The sequence below is a fragment of the Paenibacillus sp. NRS-1760 genome (assembly GCF_050467785.1).
In the GTDB taxonomy this organism is placed as follows: Bacteria; Bacillota; Bacilli; order Paenibacillales; family Paenibacillaceae; genus Pristimantibacillus.
Genome location: NZ_JBITPK010000021.1, coordinates 333,510 through 349,852 on the forward strand (window position 1 = coordinate 333,510; position 16,343 = coordinate 349,852).

A 16,343-nucleotide genomic window follows, 5' to 3' on the forward strand; every position below is an offset into this window, starting at 1 on the left:
ATGATTAATATCATGAAAGAATCCCATGAGTATTATCTATCGTCTTTGCATCAGAATGTAGAAGTGTCTTTAGTTCAACTTATATTATTCGGATAGGAAGGATTAATAACCGCTTGACCGCGATGCGTCTCGCGATCGCTCTCCACGTTCGGATCCAGCACGCTGCGAATCTGGTCATAGCTGAGTTCTAATGATGGGTTGAACTCCGCAGATGCCACATATTGCAGCAGGCTATGAAAAAGCTGGCGTACCTCCGGCTTATCTTGGTGACCAATAAGGTCGCTTGCGCATATGAGCAAGCTTCCATTGCCAACCTTAGCTTCAACGATCAAGCCGAGCTTATGATTGCGCTCAAAGTTGTCAATGACCTGCACTAGGGGACGGAACGCTTCCGGCCACTTATCCAGTATAAGCGAATGAGAGTGGGTCAGGATCGGCCACCACTGCCAGTTGCTATGAAACTCGGTTGGAAAGGCCTCGAACATGGGATGCTTCTCATCACATAAGATTCCGAGAGTTCCCGGTGCTGGAGCCGCGTTTTTTCCCTCACAGATGGATCTAAACATAGGATAACACCAAAAGTCCGAAGCAAACGCTCCGCCGATATGGGATGATAGCTGCTCTTGATGGGGAATGAGCAAAACACGTCCGCCTTCTTCGAGAATATCGCCTACCTCTTGATTGAATTCTCTACGCAAGTGAAATTCAGCTTGTTGCGGCTTGGCTTCTGCCTGCGCCGACGGATATACCCAGATCGGATAATGATTTATAACGTCGCTGCCCTTCCATTTCAGAGTAAGCTCCAGCTTGGCGGGAGCCTCTGCTGCGGACAGGTCGATCTGCAGCGTACCCACATTTTCCAAAGCCCCTTGTTGAATATTCTTTGCCGCCATCGCTCCAGCCTCAATTAGTCGGTCTCCTTGCTTTAGCGACCACTCCAACTGCATAGCTTCAAGCGAATCAGACCCGTAATTTGCGATTTCCAGCTCGGCGACAAACGTCTCCTCTTGGGTATACGTAAACCTCGGAATCCTTGCCAGCAGAACGATTTCCGAGCAAAACTCGCGCCACTTCTCTGGTTCTATGAAGCCTTTGGATTCCATAAACGCGTCCAATACGCCAACCAATGCCGTTCCTTGGCCCGGAAAGTCCTGCAGATCTAGCAGTTGAAACCCGCCGAAGCCCGGAGTGCGCAAAGCGGCTTCAATCTCTTCGCGGTAGCATATAACCGCGAGCTGTCCGGATGCCCGGAAGAAATGATCGGCTTGATCGAGCATTCCCGCAGCCTGAAGCCTCTCGCGAAACACTTCTAAGTTCCGTGCTTTCAGGACGCCTGTGTATTTCTCTATTTCGCCAAAGTTTGGGAAGGATTGATATTGGCCAATTTCATGGCTTATCGTAGGCACTTGAATGTCCGGAAGATTATCACGATAGTCCGTTAAGGTTGAAGGATAGCTATCCTGCACATGCCCAAGGGGCAAGTCCGCATGGGAGAACGAAGCTCGAACCATCGATTCGCCATGCCCTGTTCGCATGGTAACCCAGAAATCAGAGTCTTCCGAGAAAGCCGGCGCCCAGAAATAGTTATTCGCCCCTTCAGCGTATAATCGCCTGCTATCTTGTTCCCGATATTCCTTCAACAAGCTCGACATGGCGTTGCGACTGCCATGCAATTCGTTGCCTAGCGTAAACAAAGCAAATGATGGGTGATTGCCATAAGCCTTTAATATGCGAAATCCTTCCTCCCGCAAGTAGTCCGATCTCGCCTCATCATAGTCTTCATCCGCTGGATCTTGAAATGCGCCCCAATACGGCAGCTCAGGCTCGAAATAAATACCGAGCAAATCCGCGGCTATAAATCCTGCTTCTGGCGGGCAGCAGGTGTGGAAGCGATAATGATTAATCCCGTAGGACTTGGCGATAGATAGCACCTTGACCCATTCTTCCACCGTCATCGGCGCATAACCGGTTAAAGGAAAAGCCAACGCATCATGTTTTCCTCGCAAAAATACTTTACGACCGTTATTCGTGAACTGTGTGCCTTCCGTACCGAACTTGCGCATGCCGAAGCTTACGGATTGCTCATTCAGATACAATTTCCCGTTAGCGTTCGCCTCCAGACTCACAAGCAAGCGGTATAATACGGGATTGAACTCATCCCACAGCATGATATCTTCGCCGAGTTCATAGTGCAGTTCAACAGACTGGTTACCCGGTACGGACTGAATCATAGCGATCTTTACTGCTGTTGCAGCATTTACGTTGCCTTGGATTGTTCCAATCATATCCACTAAAGCGATAGCTAGCTGGGTATCCGCATTGTCCATCGTATCGTTGATCAGCTGAAACCTGAGCTGAACGGACTTATTAGCAACATCGGGGAACGCCTGAATGTTGTCCAATCGGATTAAATCCGCTGCTTGAAGCTCCATTCTGCCGAGCAGTCCGTTCCAGTTCGTCTGCGTATCGGATGATGTCATATGACCGCCTTTTATCGGCAGGCCGCTGTTATCTACCAATATGGTTAACGTATACGTGCCAGGAGTCAAGATCCCAAATTCATAGATATGGGGCGCGCTTACGCTGTTCTGCATGCCTTGCAGTTCATCGCCGATCCAAACCTTCGTTACTCTTGTCCGCTCCACGTACAGCTGGATATGCTTGTTCGCCCATTCCGCCTTGATTTCAATCTCGCGTTGGTACCATGCATAACCGTTTATCGGATAAGCCTCAGTTAGGTGAGCGACTTCTTTGGCCGTGTTATATTCGCCTTTTTGATACTCCGAGGTGGTTCCTGGCAGCTGAATGTGATCCTGCAGCCGCTCGTTATACCATTTTTGATCAATGCCTTGCTTGGTCTCATCCAAGCAAAATCTCCACGTTCCCGCAATTGACTCTATCATCATTTTTTCATAGCCTCCAGCTCTTAGCAAATGCCTTAATGGTAATCCCTATATTCTTGCGGCGTATAGCCCGTCGTCTTCTTGAACAAATAGGCAAAATAAGCTGCGGTCTGAAATCCGACCTGCTCAGATACCTCGTACACCTTGATGCTTGGATTGTTAAGCAGCTCTTTGGCTTTATTCATGCGCGTTTCCTGTAGAAAATCAGATATCGTTTTGCCCATCTCTTTTTTGAACAGCACGCTTAAGTAACTCGCATTCAGATGATGAATTTCAGCAATTTGCTTTACTGTGATATGTTCTTGGAAATGTGCCTCCAAATACTCGGAAACCTTGCCGATCAGATTATGCCTTTGGCTGGCTTCACCTTTCTTTTCGATAACCATATGGCGTTGAACGTATTCAATCACGACTTCACGAATTTGCGCTTCGCTTCTGCAATCGATCAGCTTCTGCCACATCTCCAAATTCATTTCCCCGCCCAGCTCTTTATTCCATGTCTGCTTGCGAGCCAGTTCACTAAGCAATGCCATGCCAAACGCCTGTATATACGTAAACGGCATGGAAGGCTGAGGAAGCAGCATATCAAACACATTATTAACGTAGTCAACGACCTTATAAGCATCGGCAGCATCTTCTGTCAGCTGTATAATCTCGGGTATAATCTCTTCACGCAGACGAAATTGTTGGAATTCCGATTCATCCATCCGATCATAGTGCAGAATTTGCCCGCTCTCCATCAAGCGGAATCTTGCCATCATGAATTTAACTTCCTTATAAAGCGTCGGTACATCCTCCCAAGCGGTGCATACTCTGCTATTGCCAATCGTAACCGTTGAGCCGTATTGCTCCTGCATGACATTTTGGATGAAAGCAAGCTGTTTTTCAATTGACGCACGTTCAAGCGGACTTAAATTAATGTGTAAGGCCACGATTTCATCGGTGACGGTCTTCGCGACATAAACCTGATCAAAATCGCTTAAACCGATATGGACCGTTCTCAAAAATCCGTTGCTGATCACAACCCGCTCTCTTGCGTCCTGCACCGAGGAATGAAAGTGATCATAGCCCAAAACGATTAATCCGATTTCTTGGTTGCTTGCTGGAAGCTCCAGCAGGCTGCCCCATGAATGCAGCATTTGGGCATGAATGCCTGCCTCCCCAATAACATCGGATACGAACCGTTCTCTGACGATATCGAGGCTGCCGGAAACTTTCTGCTGCAGCTCCTGCGCTTGATTTTCAATTTGCTTTAACTTGGTTAATGTCTTGCGGAACCCGGTAAGCTTGCTCTCTACCTCTTCCACTTTAATCGGCTTCAACACATACGCTTGCGCCCCAACGTTCATCGCTTCCTGTACAAATTCGAATTCGTTGTAGCCGCTGATCATCAGCACTTGAAGCTGCGCCTGGATCGCTTTAGCCTCTGCAACAAGCTCAATTCCTGTCATAACAGGCATGGATACATCTGATATCAACACATCAATAGAAGTATTCCGCAATAGGTTGAGCGCTTCTTGACCGGACTCTGCGGTGAAAGGCGTATCATAGCCTAGCTCCTGCCACTTGATATAGCGCACTAGCCCCTGAATATGGGTAGGCTCATCATCCACAATCAACGCTTGTAACAACATTACCTCACCTTCCTAATCTGCGGCTTATGAACGCTTGCCGGTATGATAATCGTTGCCGCCGTCCATTCGTTCTCTTTGCTGTCTATGGTAAATTCATGCTTGTTCTCAAAATAGAGCTGGAGCCGCTCGCGAATATTAGCCGTACCGTATCCGTTTCCGTTCCCCGCCTGCTTGCCTAATTTAATCTGTTCCAGCATCTCTCTGGAGATGCCTATTCCGTTATCGAACACCTCGAATCGAATGTTTTCTTGTTCGAGCTGCGCCGAAATTCGGATAACGCCGCCCTTTTTCCCTGTAATGTTGCCATGCAAATAACAATTTTCCACAATAGGCTGTAATAACAGCTTGATCGTGTAAAGCTCCAGCAGCTCTTGCTCGATATGCCACTCGATGGTCACCCTTCCCGGATAACGCATTTCTTGAATGTCCAAATAAGCTCTCACATGATCAAGCTCGCCCTTTATTTGTATGACATTAATTTTATTGTCCAGCGCCAGACGGTAAAAGGCGGTCAAGGCGTCTATGGTGCGCAGCTGTTTTTCGTCTTGAAGCTCCAGCGCACGCCACCTTAGCAAACTTAACGAATTGTATATAAAATGAGGATTGATTTGAGCCTGCAGCGCTTTGAATGATTGCTCGCGTTCCTTGAGCTTCGCTTGCGTAATGTCTTCAACGAGCATACCCAGACGGCCGGACATCGAATTAAACAAAATTTCCAGATCGCCGAGCTCATCTTTAGCCGTATTGCGAATACTGACATCGAATTGTCCTTGACTGACATCGTACATGCGCGTGCCAAGCTTACGAATACGCCATATAACATTTTTCAGCACCGTCATAATTAAAAAAGTAGAGCAAAGCAGAAAAAAGAAAATAACAGCCACGATGCCGTATAAAATCATCTTGGACTGGCGCTCAAGCTGATCCATCTGGATCAACGCGGCCACATGCCAGTTCGAATCAATCGGCCTTACCATAAGCAGATTGCCATCCACCATTACGCCATCAGATAAGCTCGCATCTTCCCAGTGATTGTTCAGCGTTGTCGATTGAAGCTTTAATCCGATTTTTTCTGGATCGGAGGAAACGATGATCGTGCCGTAATCGTCAATAATCGATAATTCACCGGAACCGCTGAACGGCTGATTAAACAGGTTGCCGAAAACCGATTTATAGTCTAGCAGCATATAAATAATGCCCTGCATATTGCCGGCAGGACTCATCACTTTATGGGAGATAACAAGCTTATCCTTGTTTACATTGCTCCATATTAACGAGCTTGAGGCCTCGGCCGTTTGGGTGAACCAATCCGTTTCATTCAAGCCAGGCTGTAACATACGCCCTTCCGGCTTCCAAAGCAATCGTCCATCCTGCACAAGCGTCGGGTTCATGTGATAAATTCGAAAATCGTCGATACCCGGCAAATATTTACTCGTGAATACAAATGAGCGGTCGACATACTCGACTGTGTTCAACTGCTCGAACATATCCGAATAATCGCGGCTTAATCGCGAGATCAACTCCCCGTCCGTTGCCGTCCGAGTGGCAAGCACATCATAGCTCTGCTTGCGGAAGTCAATATTTTGAACGGTTTGGCGCATCGCTTCATTAATGGTAACCAAATAATTCGCTCTGAAGCTTTCAAGCGCAAGATAGCCCGCTCCGATACCTAAAAAGATCGTGGGAATAAAAATAATCGCTCCATAAAGAATTAATATTTTTGTACGAAGATTCATTTTCCGGGTGTACTTGATAACGATTCGTTCAAGGCTGCGGCGAAACTGCATCATATCCCTCCTTTCCGTATTGTAATCGCATTCGCAACAATGGAAAAGGGAGCAACCTCCCAGAAAGGAGTGCTCCATTTTGGTGTACCGCTATCCTTGCTCTTTCAGCAATACTTCATATTGCTCCTGCCATTCTTGCTTAACTTCAGTCCAGTGTCCACGTTTCTCAAGAGCATCGCGGAAAGCCGTCCAGGTTGCTTCGAACTGCTCGCCGCTTTTGGACATAATGAGTTTCGCTCTATACTCTTTGCGAATATTTTCGAGCTCAGGCAAGTATTTCTCTAGCAGACCGCCTGCCTTCGCTTTAACCAAGTCATAGGTTTGCGTGCTACGCACGGCGCCCATCTGTCCTACCGTTGCCGTGAATTTCGACGTTTTTTCGTTTCCGACTTTATCGCCTGTGCCGTAATTCCACCACGGATACCAGTCGTTATTGTAGGAAGAAATCATATACAGCTCTGGCGTTACTTTCGCTTTCTGTGCAGGCTCGCCAGAATTACGCGCTTTATCATATTCTGCATCAATATAATTCCATCGTCCTAGCGGCTGATCGATCCAGCCCCAGAACTTTCCTTCTGGTCCTTCGTTAATGACTTGCTGCTGATCCGCTCCAGGCTTAAGTGAGTAATCAAGAAACTTCAAAACCGCCTCTAGATTTTTGGAATTTTTGCTAATGTAGACGTCATATCCTGGATACGGGTTGATGACAGTGTTCGCTCCAAGCTTCTCAACGCCCTCTACCTTAGGGAATGGAACGACTTGATAGAACCAGCCTGGCTCAGTCGGGCCGTCCAACGTCTCCCAGATCGAATTATCCACGTTAAAGAAGGAGCCTACGTTCATCGCTACGCGTCCAGCTTTGTTTTTCTCTTTGTAGCGTTCCTTTTTATCGGTTACGACCTCTGGGTCCACCAGATTGGAACGATACATTTTGTTCATCCATTGGTAAGCCACTTTATACTGTGGGTCGTCATACAAGAGGACAAGTTCGTCACCCTTCTTCTCTACCGGGATAATACCGCCTCCCGTCGTTACGCCAAACGTGCTCAAAACCGTATTTTCATCGTTCCAGCCTGCCGTATCGTTAGGATCCATTAAGAAGCTAAGCGGAATCAGCGGCTTGCCTGACGCGTCTTTTTGCTCAGAGGCTTTTTTCAAGTACGCTTCAACACCTTCAATCGTAGCCAAATCAGTTGTGGTCATTCCCGCTTTCTCAAGCACGTCCGTACGGACAAGCCATGTTTGCGATGCCCAGCCCGGCCATGGATTGTCAGGATTTTGGTCGAACCAGGTTGGAATGGACCAAATATGCCCGTCCGCATCCTTCATTTGGTCCAAATATTGCTTAGGAATCGCTGCAAGGTTGGGATATTGATCAGGCATATCGAAATATTGCTCGACTGACAAAATTTTATTGGAGCGAATCATCGCTGCTTTCACGATTTCACTTCGATTGAAGACAGCTGCATCTTCGAAGCCGCCCGTATTCAGCTTCAAGTTAAGCGCCGTAACTGCATCACCTTGAGTAGCTTCAAGCACAACCTCAATGCCTGGCTCCGTTTCCTTCCAATTTTTTTGGACAAGGCTATCATTATTAACCGTTGCCGACCAGCCCAGCCATAGATTGAACTTGTTGGAGCCTTTTGTCGTTTCCGTTCCGCCTTGCGCTGCGTTCGTGCTTTTCGGATCGTTCTTCGATGCATTCGAACCGGAACATCCTGCGATGACAGATAGCAATACGACACCGGACATAGCCATTAAACCGGTCTTCTTTACCCATTTGTTCTGCATGCTTCTTTTCTCCCCTTTTCGCTTACCTAAGTTACGGTATGTGATGAAGCCCTATACCCTCATTAACGGTGGCTCTTAACCTTTGACGGAGCCGATCAATACGCCCTTCACGAAATACTTCTGAAGGAACGGATAAACACATAGAATCGGAATCGCGCTTACCATTACGGTTGCCATTTTGACTGACATGAGTGTCACGTTCTGCATTTGCGACCCTCTGGCTAGCGCTTCCTGATTCGAGTTCGAGCCCAGGATTGCTGACATATCCTGCGCCGACAATAACTGCTGGAGAAACGTTTGTACCGGAATGAGATCCTGCTTAGTGACATAGAACGCTCCGGCGAACCAATCATTCCAATGGCCGACAGCGGTGAACAATCCGATTGCCGCAAGCATTGGCTTCGACAGCGGAACGATAATTTGGAGCAATACGCGGAACGGCCCTGCACCATCCAGCTCCGCCGACTCGACAAGTGCCTCTGGAATGCCTTGAATGAACTTCAGCATGACAAACATATTCCAAGCCGAGAACATTCCGGGTATGATATAAACCAAGAAGTTATTAATAAGCCCCAAATTATAAAGTTGAATATAAAGAGGTACAAGCCCTCCGCTGAAAAGCATGGTCAGCAAAATATAGCTGAGAATCGATTTACGGAATGGAACCTTCGTATACGATAAGCCGAATGCCACCATCAGCGTGACCATGAGGCCAGCTAATGTACCCGCGATAGTACGCAAGATCGTAATTAGATATGCGTGCTGAATCACTTCGTTACCGAGTACGATTTCATAGTTGATTAGTGTAAATGCCCGTGGCAACAAATATACGCCGCCCTTCGCTGCGTCGGTTCCCTCATTCAGCGAGATCGCCAGCATATACGCGAATGGATAGAGCACGGATAAACACAGCAGAAGCATAAGAACAATAAGAATGATTTGGGAAATGATCTCACCAGATGTACGTTTCATCGATTACCATAACCCCTCGCCATTCAATTTTCTAGATATCTGATTCGTGAGCACCACTAGAATAAGACCGATAACGGATGACAGGAGACCGATTGCTGTAGCCATTCCGAAATACCCCTGTTGAAGGCCGGTTCGAAGCACATACGTATCGAGAACGTCCGCCACCTGCATGTTCGCCGGATTCAAGAGCGGATAAATTTGATCCATGCCCACGGTAATCAAACTTGGAATGCTAAGAATGAGAACGATTGAGACCGTCGGGATCATGCCTGGCAGCGTAACATGCCGGATTTGCGCCCATTTCCCTGCGCCTTCCACCTTGGCCGCTTCATACTGCTGGGGATCAATGGCTGTAATTGCTGCGAGATAAAGAATCGTATTCCAGCCTACTTCCTTCCACAATCCGCTGGAGACGATCATCGGCCGAAACCAGCTCTCCGAGCCTAGGAAGAAGATAGGCTCTCCGCCCATTTTTGTAATCAAATCATTCGCCAAGCCGCCGTCTAACGTAAGAAACGATTGTAAAATATAAGCGACGACAATCCATGAGAAGAAATGAGGCAGGTAGCTAACCGATTGGACGAATCTTTTGAAGCCTGCGCTCACCAATTCATTAATCATAATGGCCAATACAATTGGAGCCGGAAATCCGAATACGAATTTCAAAACCGAAATGAACAACGTATTTTTCACGACAATCCAAAACTGAGGCTCTTGCAAAAACGTGAAGTTTTGGATTCCAACCCACGCGCTGTCCCATATAGATGACCCGATCTGAAAATCGCGAAATGCGATTTGAATGCCCGCCATAGGAACATAATTAAATAGAAACAAAAGCAAAACAGCCGGTAAAATCATGACATACTGCCAACGATATTTGTATAGTTGTGCTAACATGATGTCGCATTCCTCCTTCTGTAATACATTGTAAGGGGTTTCAGTTAGGTAAACCATATAACGTTGATTGGATTTTCATCGTAATGATTTGCTCTTTGTTCGATAACAAAAATAGGCGGCCATGAGGCCATTTGTTAAAATCTTCGTCTTTTCTCTCGAGAGAGATTCGGATGAACTTGATTCTTTTCTTAAAAAACAAATCTATAATTCGAATGGGACTCGTTGGTGATTGCCTTGGTCATTGCATAAAGATAATCGGGCCGAACGGACGTTTTTCCGCCAGATCCGCATAACCGAAATAGCCTTCGTAGATCGTTTTCCCGCGATGAACAACCGAACAGCACAGCCGGCAAGACCGTCATCCACAAAATGTTGAAGAAGCTCGTTGCTGCTGTAAACGTGACTGTACCACACAGCGCTAAGTAATAGTGACACCTACACATGAAAAAAATCGGCCGTCTCCGTTAAATCCGAGACGGCCTGTTTAGAACTCAACTGGTTTAATACAATACGGGTAATTTATCGAGTGTAATCGCATATTCATGATGGTAAGCCTGGAGTAGTTCCTCCTCGGAAGTCCACTCTGCAGTCGATCCAAATTCGTTTGACCAGATCATGTACCAAACCCACGGAATTCTAGTTATAGAGAGTTGATTTATGCTAGGCAGCACCCCAATCTCTCCTAATGCAACTAACTTCGGTTCTGAGGTTATGCGCATGAGTTCCTCATATTCGGGCTGTAAATCCGTATGCGTATGCTTGGGAGGGTACAGGTCTCTTGATATCACATCAGTCACATCATCACCTGCATATCCTTCCGCCAAAGGTGAGTTCCAGACCCAGATTAGATTATTCAGAGCATGAATGTGTGTATATCGGTCATACATAATACGGTACAACTGCTTTGCAACCTCTGGCCCTTTGTGACCCCACCAGAACCATTCCCCCTCGGATTCATGGAAGGGTCTCCACAGAATCGGAATCCGATTCTCGCAAAAAGGTTTCAGGATATCGGCCATATGATCCATATCGGAAATCAATGCCTCATACTCCTCCGTTCCTTCTATTACAGCATTGGAGGCGTCAAATGTTGTATTATTCGAATAGAATCCCTTATCCCAGCTTCCAAAAGGAGAGAACCAATGCCAGGTGAAGGTGATCATACCTTTTCGTTCTGCCCATTCCCAAGCACGGTCAAGCGTGTTTCGGTTCTCATCAATTTCAAGCAGGCACTCTGGACTGCTGTTTTCATAATTAATATTCGGCGAATAACTTAACAGCTCAAAGCCACAAAGCGCAGGAAGCCTCCCCGTAACCTTTTCGATGTACTGGAGTTCCTTTTGCAAATTAATGTCATTCATATGATTCAGCCAACGGAATTTTTTTCCGGACGACCAAATTTCTCTAGAACATTAATGAAGTCAGGCCTTACCCAGCCTTAACTGCTTTAAGTCTGAACCATCCACTTTCATAGTCTTTCTGATGATAAGCTAGGTGTAGTCCCAATTGCATGAGCCTGTCTCCCCCATAGCTTGACTTTTCTCCATAATTACCTGACCAAACTTCGTATTCAAGATCCGGGTTAAGCCCATCAAGCAGCAAGGTTCTTCGCGTTGCATTCGGCACGGCCATCACTTGAAAATAGTACACAACGGCTTCCTCTTTGTCTTCAGATACAAACATCCAAGCCGATTCGTTCCCTTCAAATGGACTCTTCAAGCGATACAAGTCACCCTTTTGAACTAATCCACGAATTTGCTTGTATGTTATGACTTGTTTTTTGACAATCTCTTTGTCTTCATCGCTGAATTTGGTTAGATCAAGCTCATATCCAAAGTTTCCAGACATGGCGACGTTCCCACGAAAATCAAGTGGCGTTATCCGTCCAACTTGATGGTTAGGAACGGCTGATACATGGGCTCCAATTGCACTTACAGGATAAACAATGCTAGTACCATATTGTATCTTTAACCGTTCTACAGCATCCGTATTATCACTTGTCCAGGTTTGAGGCATGTAGTAGAGCATTCCAGGGTCGAAGCGGCCTCCACCACTTGAGCAACTCTCAAACAGAATATTCGGGTATGCCGTGGTGATGCGTTCCAACAGCTCGTACAATCCTAGCACATAGCGATGGGCCGTCTCCGATTGACGTTCAGAGGGCAGTGAAGCGGAACCCATTTCAGTCAGAGCGCGGTTCATGTCCCATTTCACATAAGAGACCGGCACGCTGGAGAAGATCGCTGAAAGGGAGTCATAAATGTAATCTCGAACTTCCTTTCGAGTATAATCCAGCACGAGCTGCCACCTTGCTTCGCTGCGCCTGCGTCCAGGAACATGAAGACACCAGTCCGGATGCTCCCGGTAAAGATCGCTGTCCGGCGATATCATCTCGGGTTCAAACCAAAGTCCGAATTTAAGCCCAAGCCGATTAATGCGTTCCGCCACATCAGCAAGTCCGTTCGGCAGCTTCCGGCGATCCTCGTACCAATCACCAAGAGATGAATTATCCGAATCCCTCTTGCCGAACCAGCCGTCATCCAAGACGAACAGCTCAATTCCTAGCTTCTCCCCTTCTTCCGCAATTGCTAACAACTTTTCAGCATTAAAATTAAAATAAGTAGCCTCCCAGTTATTAACTAGAATCGGCCGCTCTTTATCTCTATATTCCCCTCTGCATAGCCTTGTCCGGTACAAGCGATGATAAGTACGCGACATATCGCCCAACCCTTGCTTAGAGTAAACCATAACGACTTCCGGTGTTTGGAAACTATCACTTGGATTCAGTAGCCATGTGAAGTCAAAAGAATTCACTCCCATGCTAATTCGCGTAGTGTTGAATGAATCCACTTCAGCAACCGCTTCAAATCCGCCGCTGTAAACTAAGCTGAAGCCGTAAGCATCACCATGGTTTTCCGTTGTTTCCGGAGTGACCAACGCGTAAAAGGGGTTTAATTGATGGCTGCTCATGCCTCTCTTGCTATCTATTCGAGTTTCACCTTGATGAAGAGCTCTGCGGGTCATATTACCTTCTCGAGCCCAGGCTCCAGAAAGATAAATGATTTCTAAGTCCCCTTTATCCAGGAAGTCTACACTTGCACTTAGAGCACGGAGAAGCCGAAGCTTCTTTCCCCCTTCATTACTCAAGCGTGTTGAACGGATAATGACATTCCGATCAACAAAAACAGTATAAATAAGGACTACTTTTAGACCCGAATAGGCATCCTTCAGCTCCAGCTCCAAAGTCTCTGCTTCGGCTTCATTTTCTACATAAACGGCTGGAAGTCCAGCTAATGAGGGCTTCCCCTTAATGAGCTTATAACCTACGTACTTTAACTCCGTAATTCGGGTTCCATCCTCAAGCTCTACTTGATAAGCCGGGTTACGAAAATCCCCGCTCCCGTATTGAGGGTATTCTTGGAATAAGCGATCCAATCCAGCCTTCTCGGGAGTGTGAATTAATAAATCCGCCATGGGTTCCCGATGCTTCAGATTGCCCCCCCAATACACATGGATAGGATATCCGTCCTTAATTTGAATAAGATAACTCATGCCGGCCGACTGCAGGTGAAAAAGCCCCGTATTCTCTTGAACAATGATGCCCATAAAACTTCTCCTCTCAACACTACCCTCTCGGAGCAAATGTTTTAGTGTTCTCAAAATAAAATATGGTTTTAAGCTTGGTACTAATTAATAGATTATTTGTCAACTATACAGGAATAATATATCAATACTTAATATTGAGTACATAGCTTGATGCTCACTAATTATGTTATAATGCTTGGAATTTAATATTAAGGGGTTATACCATGATTGAGTATTTGTCACGAAGCAAACAGCACACTGAATTGTATCTAACACAATTTGGAATTGAAGAATGTATTCCGAGTCATTTTTTTGGGCCAGCCATAAGAAGTCACTTTCTTCTTCATTATATTTTGGACGGAGAAGGGATTTTTGAAGTCGATGGAAACAAATACCGGCTTCAGAAAGGTCAGGGTTTTCTTATATGCCCGGCTGTCATTACTTATTATCAAGCCGATTCCAAAATCCCATGGTCATATTGCTGGTTTGGTTTTGACGGAACACTGGCAGAATTGCTCCTCAAGCAAGCAGGATTAACGAGGGTATGCCCAATACTCAACTGTGGTAAAGACGATATGATTTATAAATTTTTGATGTTAATGGCCGAGTCCAATGGAAATCAAAAAACGAGAGAAACAAGACTGACCGGTTTGCTTTACTTATTATTATCCCTACTTGCAGAATATGGACCGGTAACGCCAATTGAGCAACAGGATAGTCGTGCGGAAATTTACGTAGAAAAGGTGAAGGAAATCGTCGAAACTAACTTTGCTCAGAAAATTACCATTGAGGACATTGCCCGCATCATCGGACTCAATCGAAGCTATCTTTGTTCGTTATTCAAACAACAAATGAATACTAGTATCCAGGAATACTTAATTCGTATTAGGGTCCAAAAAGCATGTGAAATGATGGGGAACGTTGAGCTGACGATAGGTGATATCTCCCGCTCTGTCGGCTACAATGACCCTTTGCTCTTCTCCAAAATGTTTAAAAAGATAAAAGGAGCTTCCCCTAAGAATTACCGATCAGAAACCCAATGATAATTCATCCTGCTGCCTTTACTAAGGTTCTAAGAGTGTATGGTCATAATAAAATCTATGTGTTCTTCATCTCCCATATAAAAGGAGTGAGCTCCCGTTTGAACAAAACCCATTTTTTATAAAAATCAATAGCATTCTCATTCTTTTCCCAAACTCAGAGATTTACCAAGCCTTTTTTCTGATATTTGTTGCTTATATAAACCAGCTGTTTAGAGTTAAATGCTCTTACCAAAAAGGCATTCATATTCTCAGGCGAATTCTGATCTTTAATGTATCGTTACTGTTACAGTCATTTAAATATTTAGCTCCTTTACTCTTAGAATAAGATGAAATTGGTCTCTGCTTCGCTTTCGAAAAACCACGCTAATGCAACACTGTTCGAAATAAAAGGAAACGCCTGCAGTTCAGATCGTTTTAATCATCTTGCTCATAAACACCCCGGAACCCGGACCCGGATCAAGTCTCGCATGCACGTTGTTATCTTCGAATTCAGGTCAAATATATTCGACTCCCGGGCTCTGCTCCAATCTCCGATTTGTCTACAGAAGAAGTTGTCCGCGTTGAGGCTGCTGACGAAACTTATATACGCATACAGTATGGCATTACATTGTTCTTCCGCATCTTCCTATCAGAGTGCTTTAAGTAATCTTAGCCTAATGCCTGCTCTAGCAAAGCTGGCATTTCACTGAAATCCTAAAAAAATCGCGTTATCCCATTTGGATAACGCGATTTTTATGTCCAATGAATTTGCTTCCAAGTTAACTAGAAACACATTTACTCCCCGAACGCACTTAGACAGCACATATGTTATGACTTCTGATAGCTACGGCGGAAGGCACCAGGTGTCAGCCGTTCCAGCTTCTTGAAGATAGCTCCATAATAGCTAGCAGATTCGAAGCCAACTTGATGAGCAATGTCCTGCATCCCGCGCTGCACATTGTCGAGCAGCAGTTCCTTGCTCTTGTTGATCCTTACCTGATTGACATAGCTGATAGGGCGAATGCCTGTCGTCTTCTTGAACAAATGGCAGAAGTATTCCGGTGTGACACACATCAGTCCGGCGAGTGTATGCAAAGCAATCTCTTCGGCATAATGCTGGTCAATGTAATCCATGACCGGTTTTATCCGCTCATACTGCTGCCCGACGGTCTGGCTGCCCTCGACAGAGACGCGCTGAATAATCTCCGTCAATAAGGTATAGAGGATGGCGGAACAGGAGTAATTGCTTAACGTTTGCTCTTGCGGCGTAAGGGCAGCTTGCAGCAACTCCCGCATTCGGGATAAAAGGTATTCGGGCGATGCGAGCGCGAATACGCATGTGTCTACAATGCCGACTGTTTCAAACAAGCTCGCTGACCCGCTGCCATCAAAGATAATCCAGTCGACTTCCCAGTTCCCCGACAAAGCATAGTATTCGTGCTTCTGACCGGGGAACAGCAGCATGCCCATGCCTTGCTTGACGATATACTCCGTTTCGCTTAGCTTGAGCTTGCCCTCGCCATTGCGGCATTGAATCCACTGATAATCGAGAATGCCTGGGTCTCGGCGAATATGCTCCTGGTCATGATGCAGACCAATGCCAAGCAAATAAAAAGGGAGCAGCTTGTCTCGAGCGGAAAGTACTGGGAAAGCGCGATTGGGATGAGGCATGCGACCAACTCTCCTATTATCTTAATATTATTATACTGTATTAATTATTTAAGATTTTAACTCCACTTAATATATCATATA

At 45.9% G+C, this 16,343-nt stretch carries 10 protein-coding genes and 1 pseudogene; 1 reads left to right on the forward strand and 10 read right to left on the reverse strand.

Going from position 1 to position 16,343, the window contains the following annotated elements:
* Nucleotides 1-74: 74 nt before the first annotated feature.
* From ACIFSR_RS29685 to ACIFSR_RS29720, 8 genes are all read right to left on the reverse strand, one after another.
* Entirely contained in the window at nucleotides 75-2,906 is a 2,832-nt protein-coding gene (locus ACIFSR_RS29685; protein WP_430062126.1) for a sugar-binding domain-containing protein, read from the reverse strand.
* A 32-nt stretch (nucleotides 2,907-2,938) separates the two neighbouring features.
* Nucleotides 2,939-4,537: a response regulator transcription factor gene (locus tag ACIFSR_RS29690; protein WP_430062129.1), complete on the reverse strand. Its 1,599-nt coding sequence runs from the start codon at nucleotides 4,535-4,537 to the stop codon at nucleotides 2,939-2,941.
* Nucleotides 4,537-6,327, reverse strand: a complete 1,791-nt coding sequence (locus ACIFSR_RS29695; RefSeq protein ID WP_339208292.1) for a cache domain-containing sensor histidine kinase — start codon at nucleotides 6,325-6,327, stop codon at nucleotides 4,537-4,539. Before ACIFSR_RS29695 ends, ACIFSR_RS29690 begins: the two co-directional genes overlap by 1 nt.
* A gap of 87 nt (nucleotides 6,328-6,414) precedes the next feature.
* Nucleotides 6,415-8,115, reverse strand: coding sequence for a hypothetical protein (locus ACIFSR_RS29700; RefSeq protein WP_430062134.1), 1,701 nt, complete (start codon nucleotides 8,113-8,115; stop codon nucleotides 6,415-6,417).
* A 75-nt stretch (nucleotides 8,116-8,190) separates the two neighbouring features.
* The gene (locus tag ACIFSR_RS29705; protein ID WP_430062137.1) at nucleotides 8,191-9,087 is read right to left on the reverse strand and encodes a carbohydrate ABC transporter permease; all 897 of its coding nucleotides are present in this window, start codon (nucleotides 9,085-9,087) and stop codon (nucleotides 8,191-8,193) included.
* A gap of 3 nt (nucleotides 9,088-9,090) precedes the next feature.
* The gene (locus tag ACIFSR_RS29710; RefSeq protein ID WP_339208288.1) at nucleotides 9,091-9,984 is read right to left on the reverse strand and encodes an ABC transporter permease; all 894 of its coding nucleotides are present in this window, start codon (nucleotides 9,982-9,984) and stop codon (nucleotides 9,091-9,093) included.
* 500 nt (nucleotides 9,985-10,484) lie between these two features.
* Nucleotides 10,485-11,345, reverse strand: coding sequence for a glycosyl hydrolase (locus ACIFSR_RS29715; protein ID WP_430062141.1), 861 nt, complete (start codon nucleotides 11,343-11,345; stop codon nucleotides 10,485-10,487).
* A gap of 67 nt (nucleotides 11,346-11,412) precedes the next feature.
* The gene (locus ACIFSR_RS29720) at nucleotides 11,413-13,590 is read right to left on the reverse strand and encodes an alpha-galactosidase (RefSeq protein WP_339208285.1); all 2,178 of its coding nucleotides are present in this window, start codon (nucleotides 13,588-13,590) and stop codon (nucleotides 11,413-11,415) included.
* A gap of 203 nt (nucleotides 13,591-13,793) precedes the next feature.
* Between ACIFSR_RS29720 and ACIFSR_RS29725 the strand changes: the two genes are divergently transcribed.
* Nucleotides 13,794-14,612, forward strand: coding sequence for an AraC family transcriptional regulator (locus ACIFSR_RS29725; RefSeq protein WP_430062144.1), 819 nt, complete (start codon nucleotides 13,794-13,796; stop codon nucleotides 14,610-14,612).
* A gap of 29 nt (nucleotides 14,613-14,641) precedes the next feature.
* Here ACIFSR_RS29725 and ACIFSR_RS29730 read toward each other — a convergent pair.
* A pseudogene (locus ACIFSR_RS29730) lies at nucleotides 14,642-14,880 on the reverse strand (GNAT family N-acetyltransferase); the annotation flags it as partial.
* A 539-nt stretch (nucleotides 14,881-15,419) separates the two neighbouring features.
* Nucleotides 15,420-16,262, reverse strand: a complete 843-nt coding sequence (locus ACIFSR_RS29735; protein ID WP_430062147.1) for an AraC family transcriptional regulator — start codon at nucleotides 16,260-16,262, stop codon at nucleotides 15,420-15,422.
* Nucleotides 16,263-16,343: the final 81 nt, after the last annotated feature.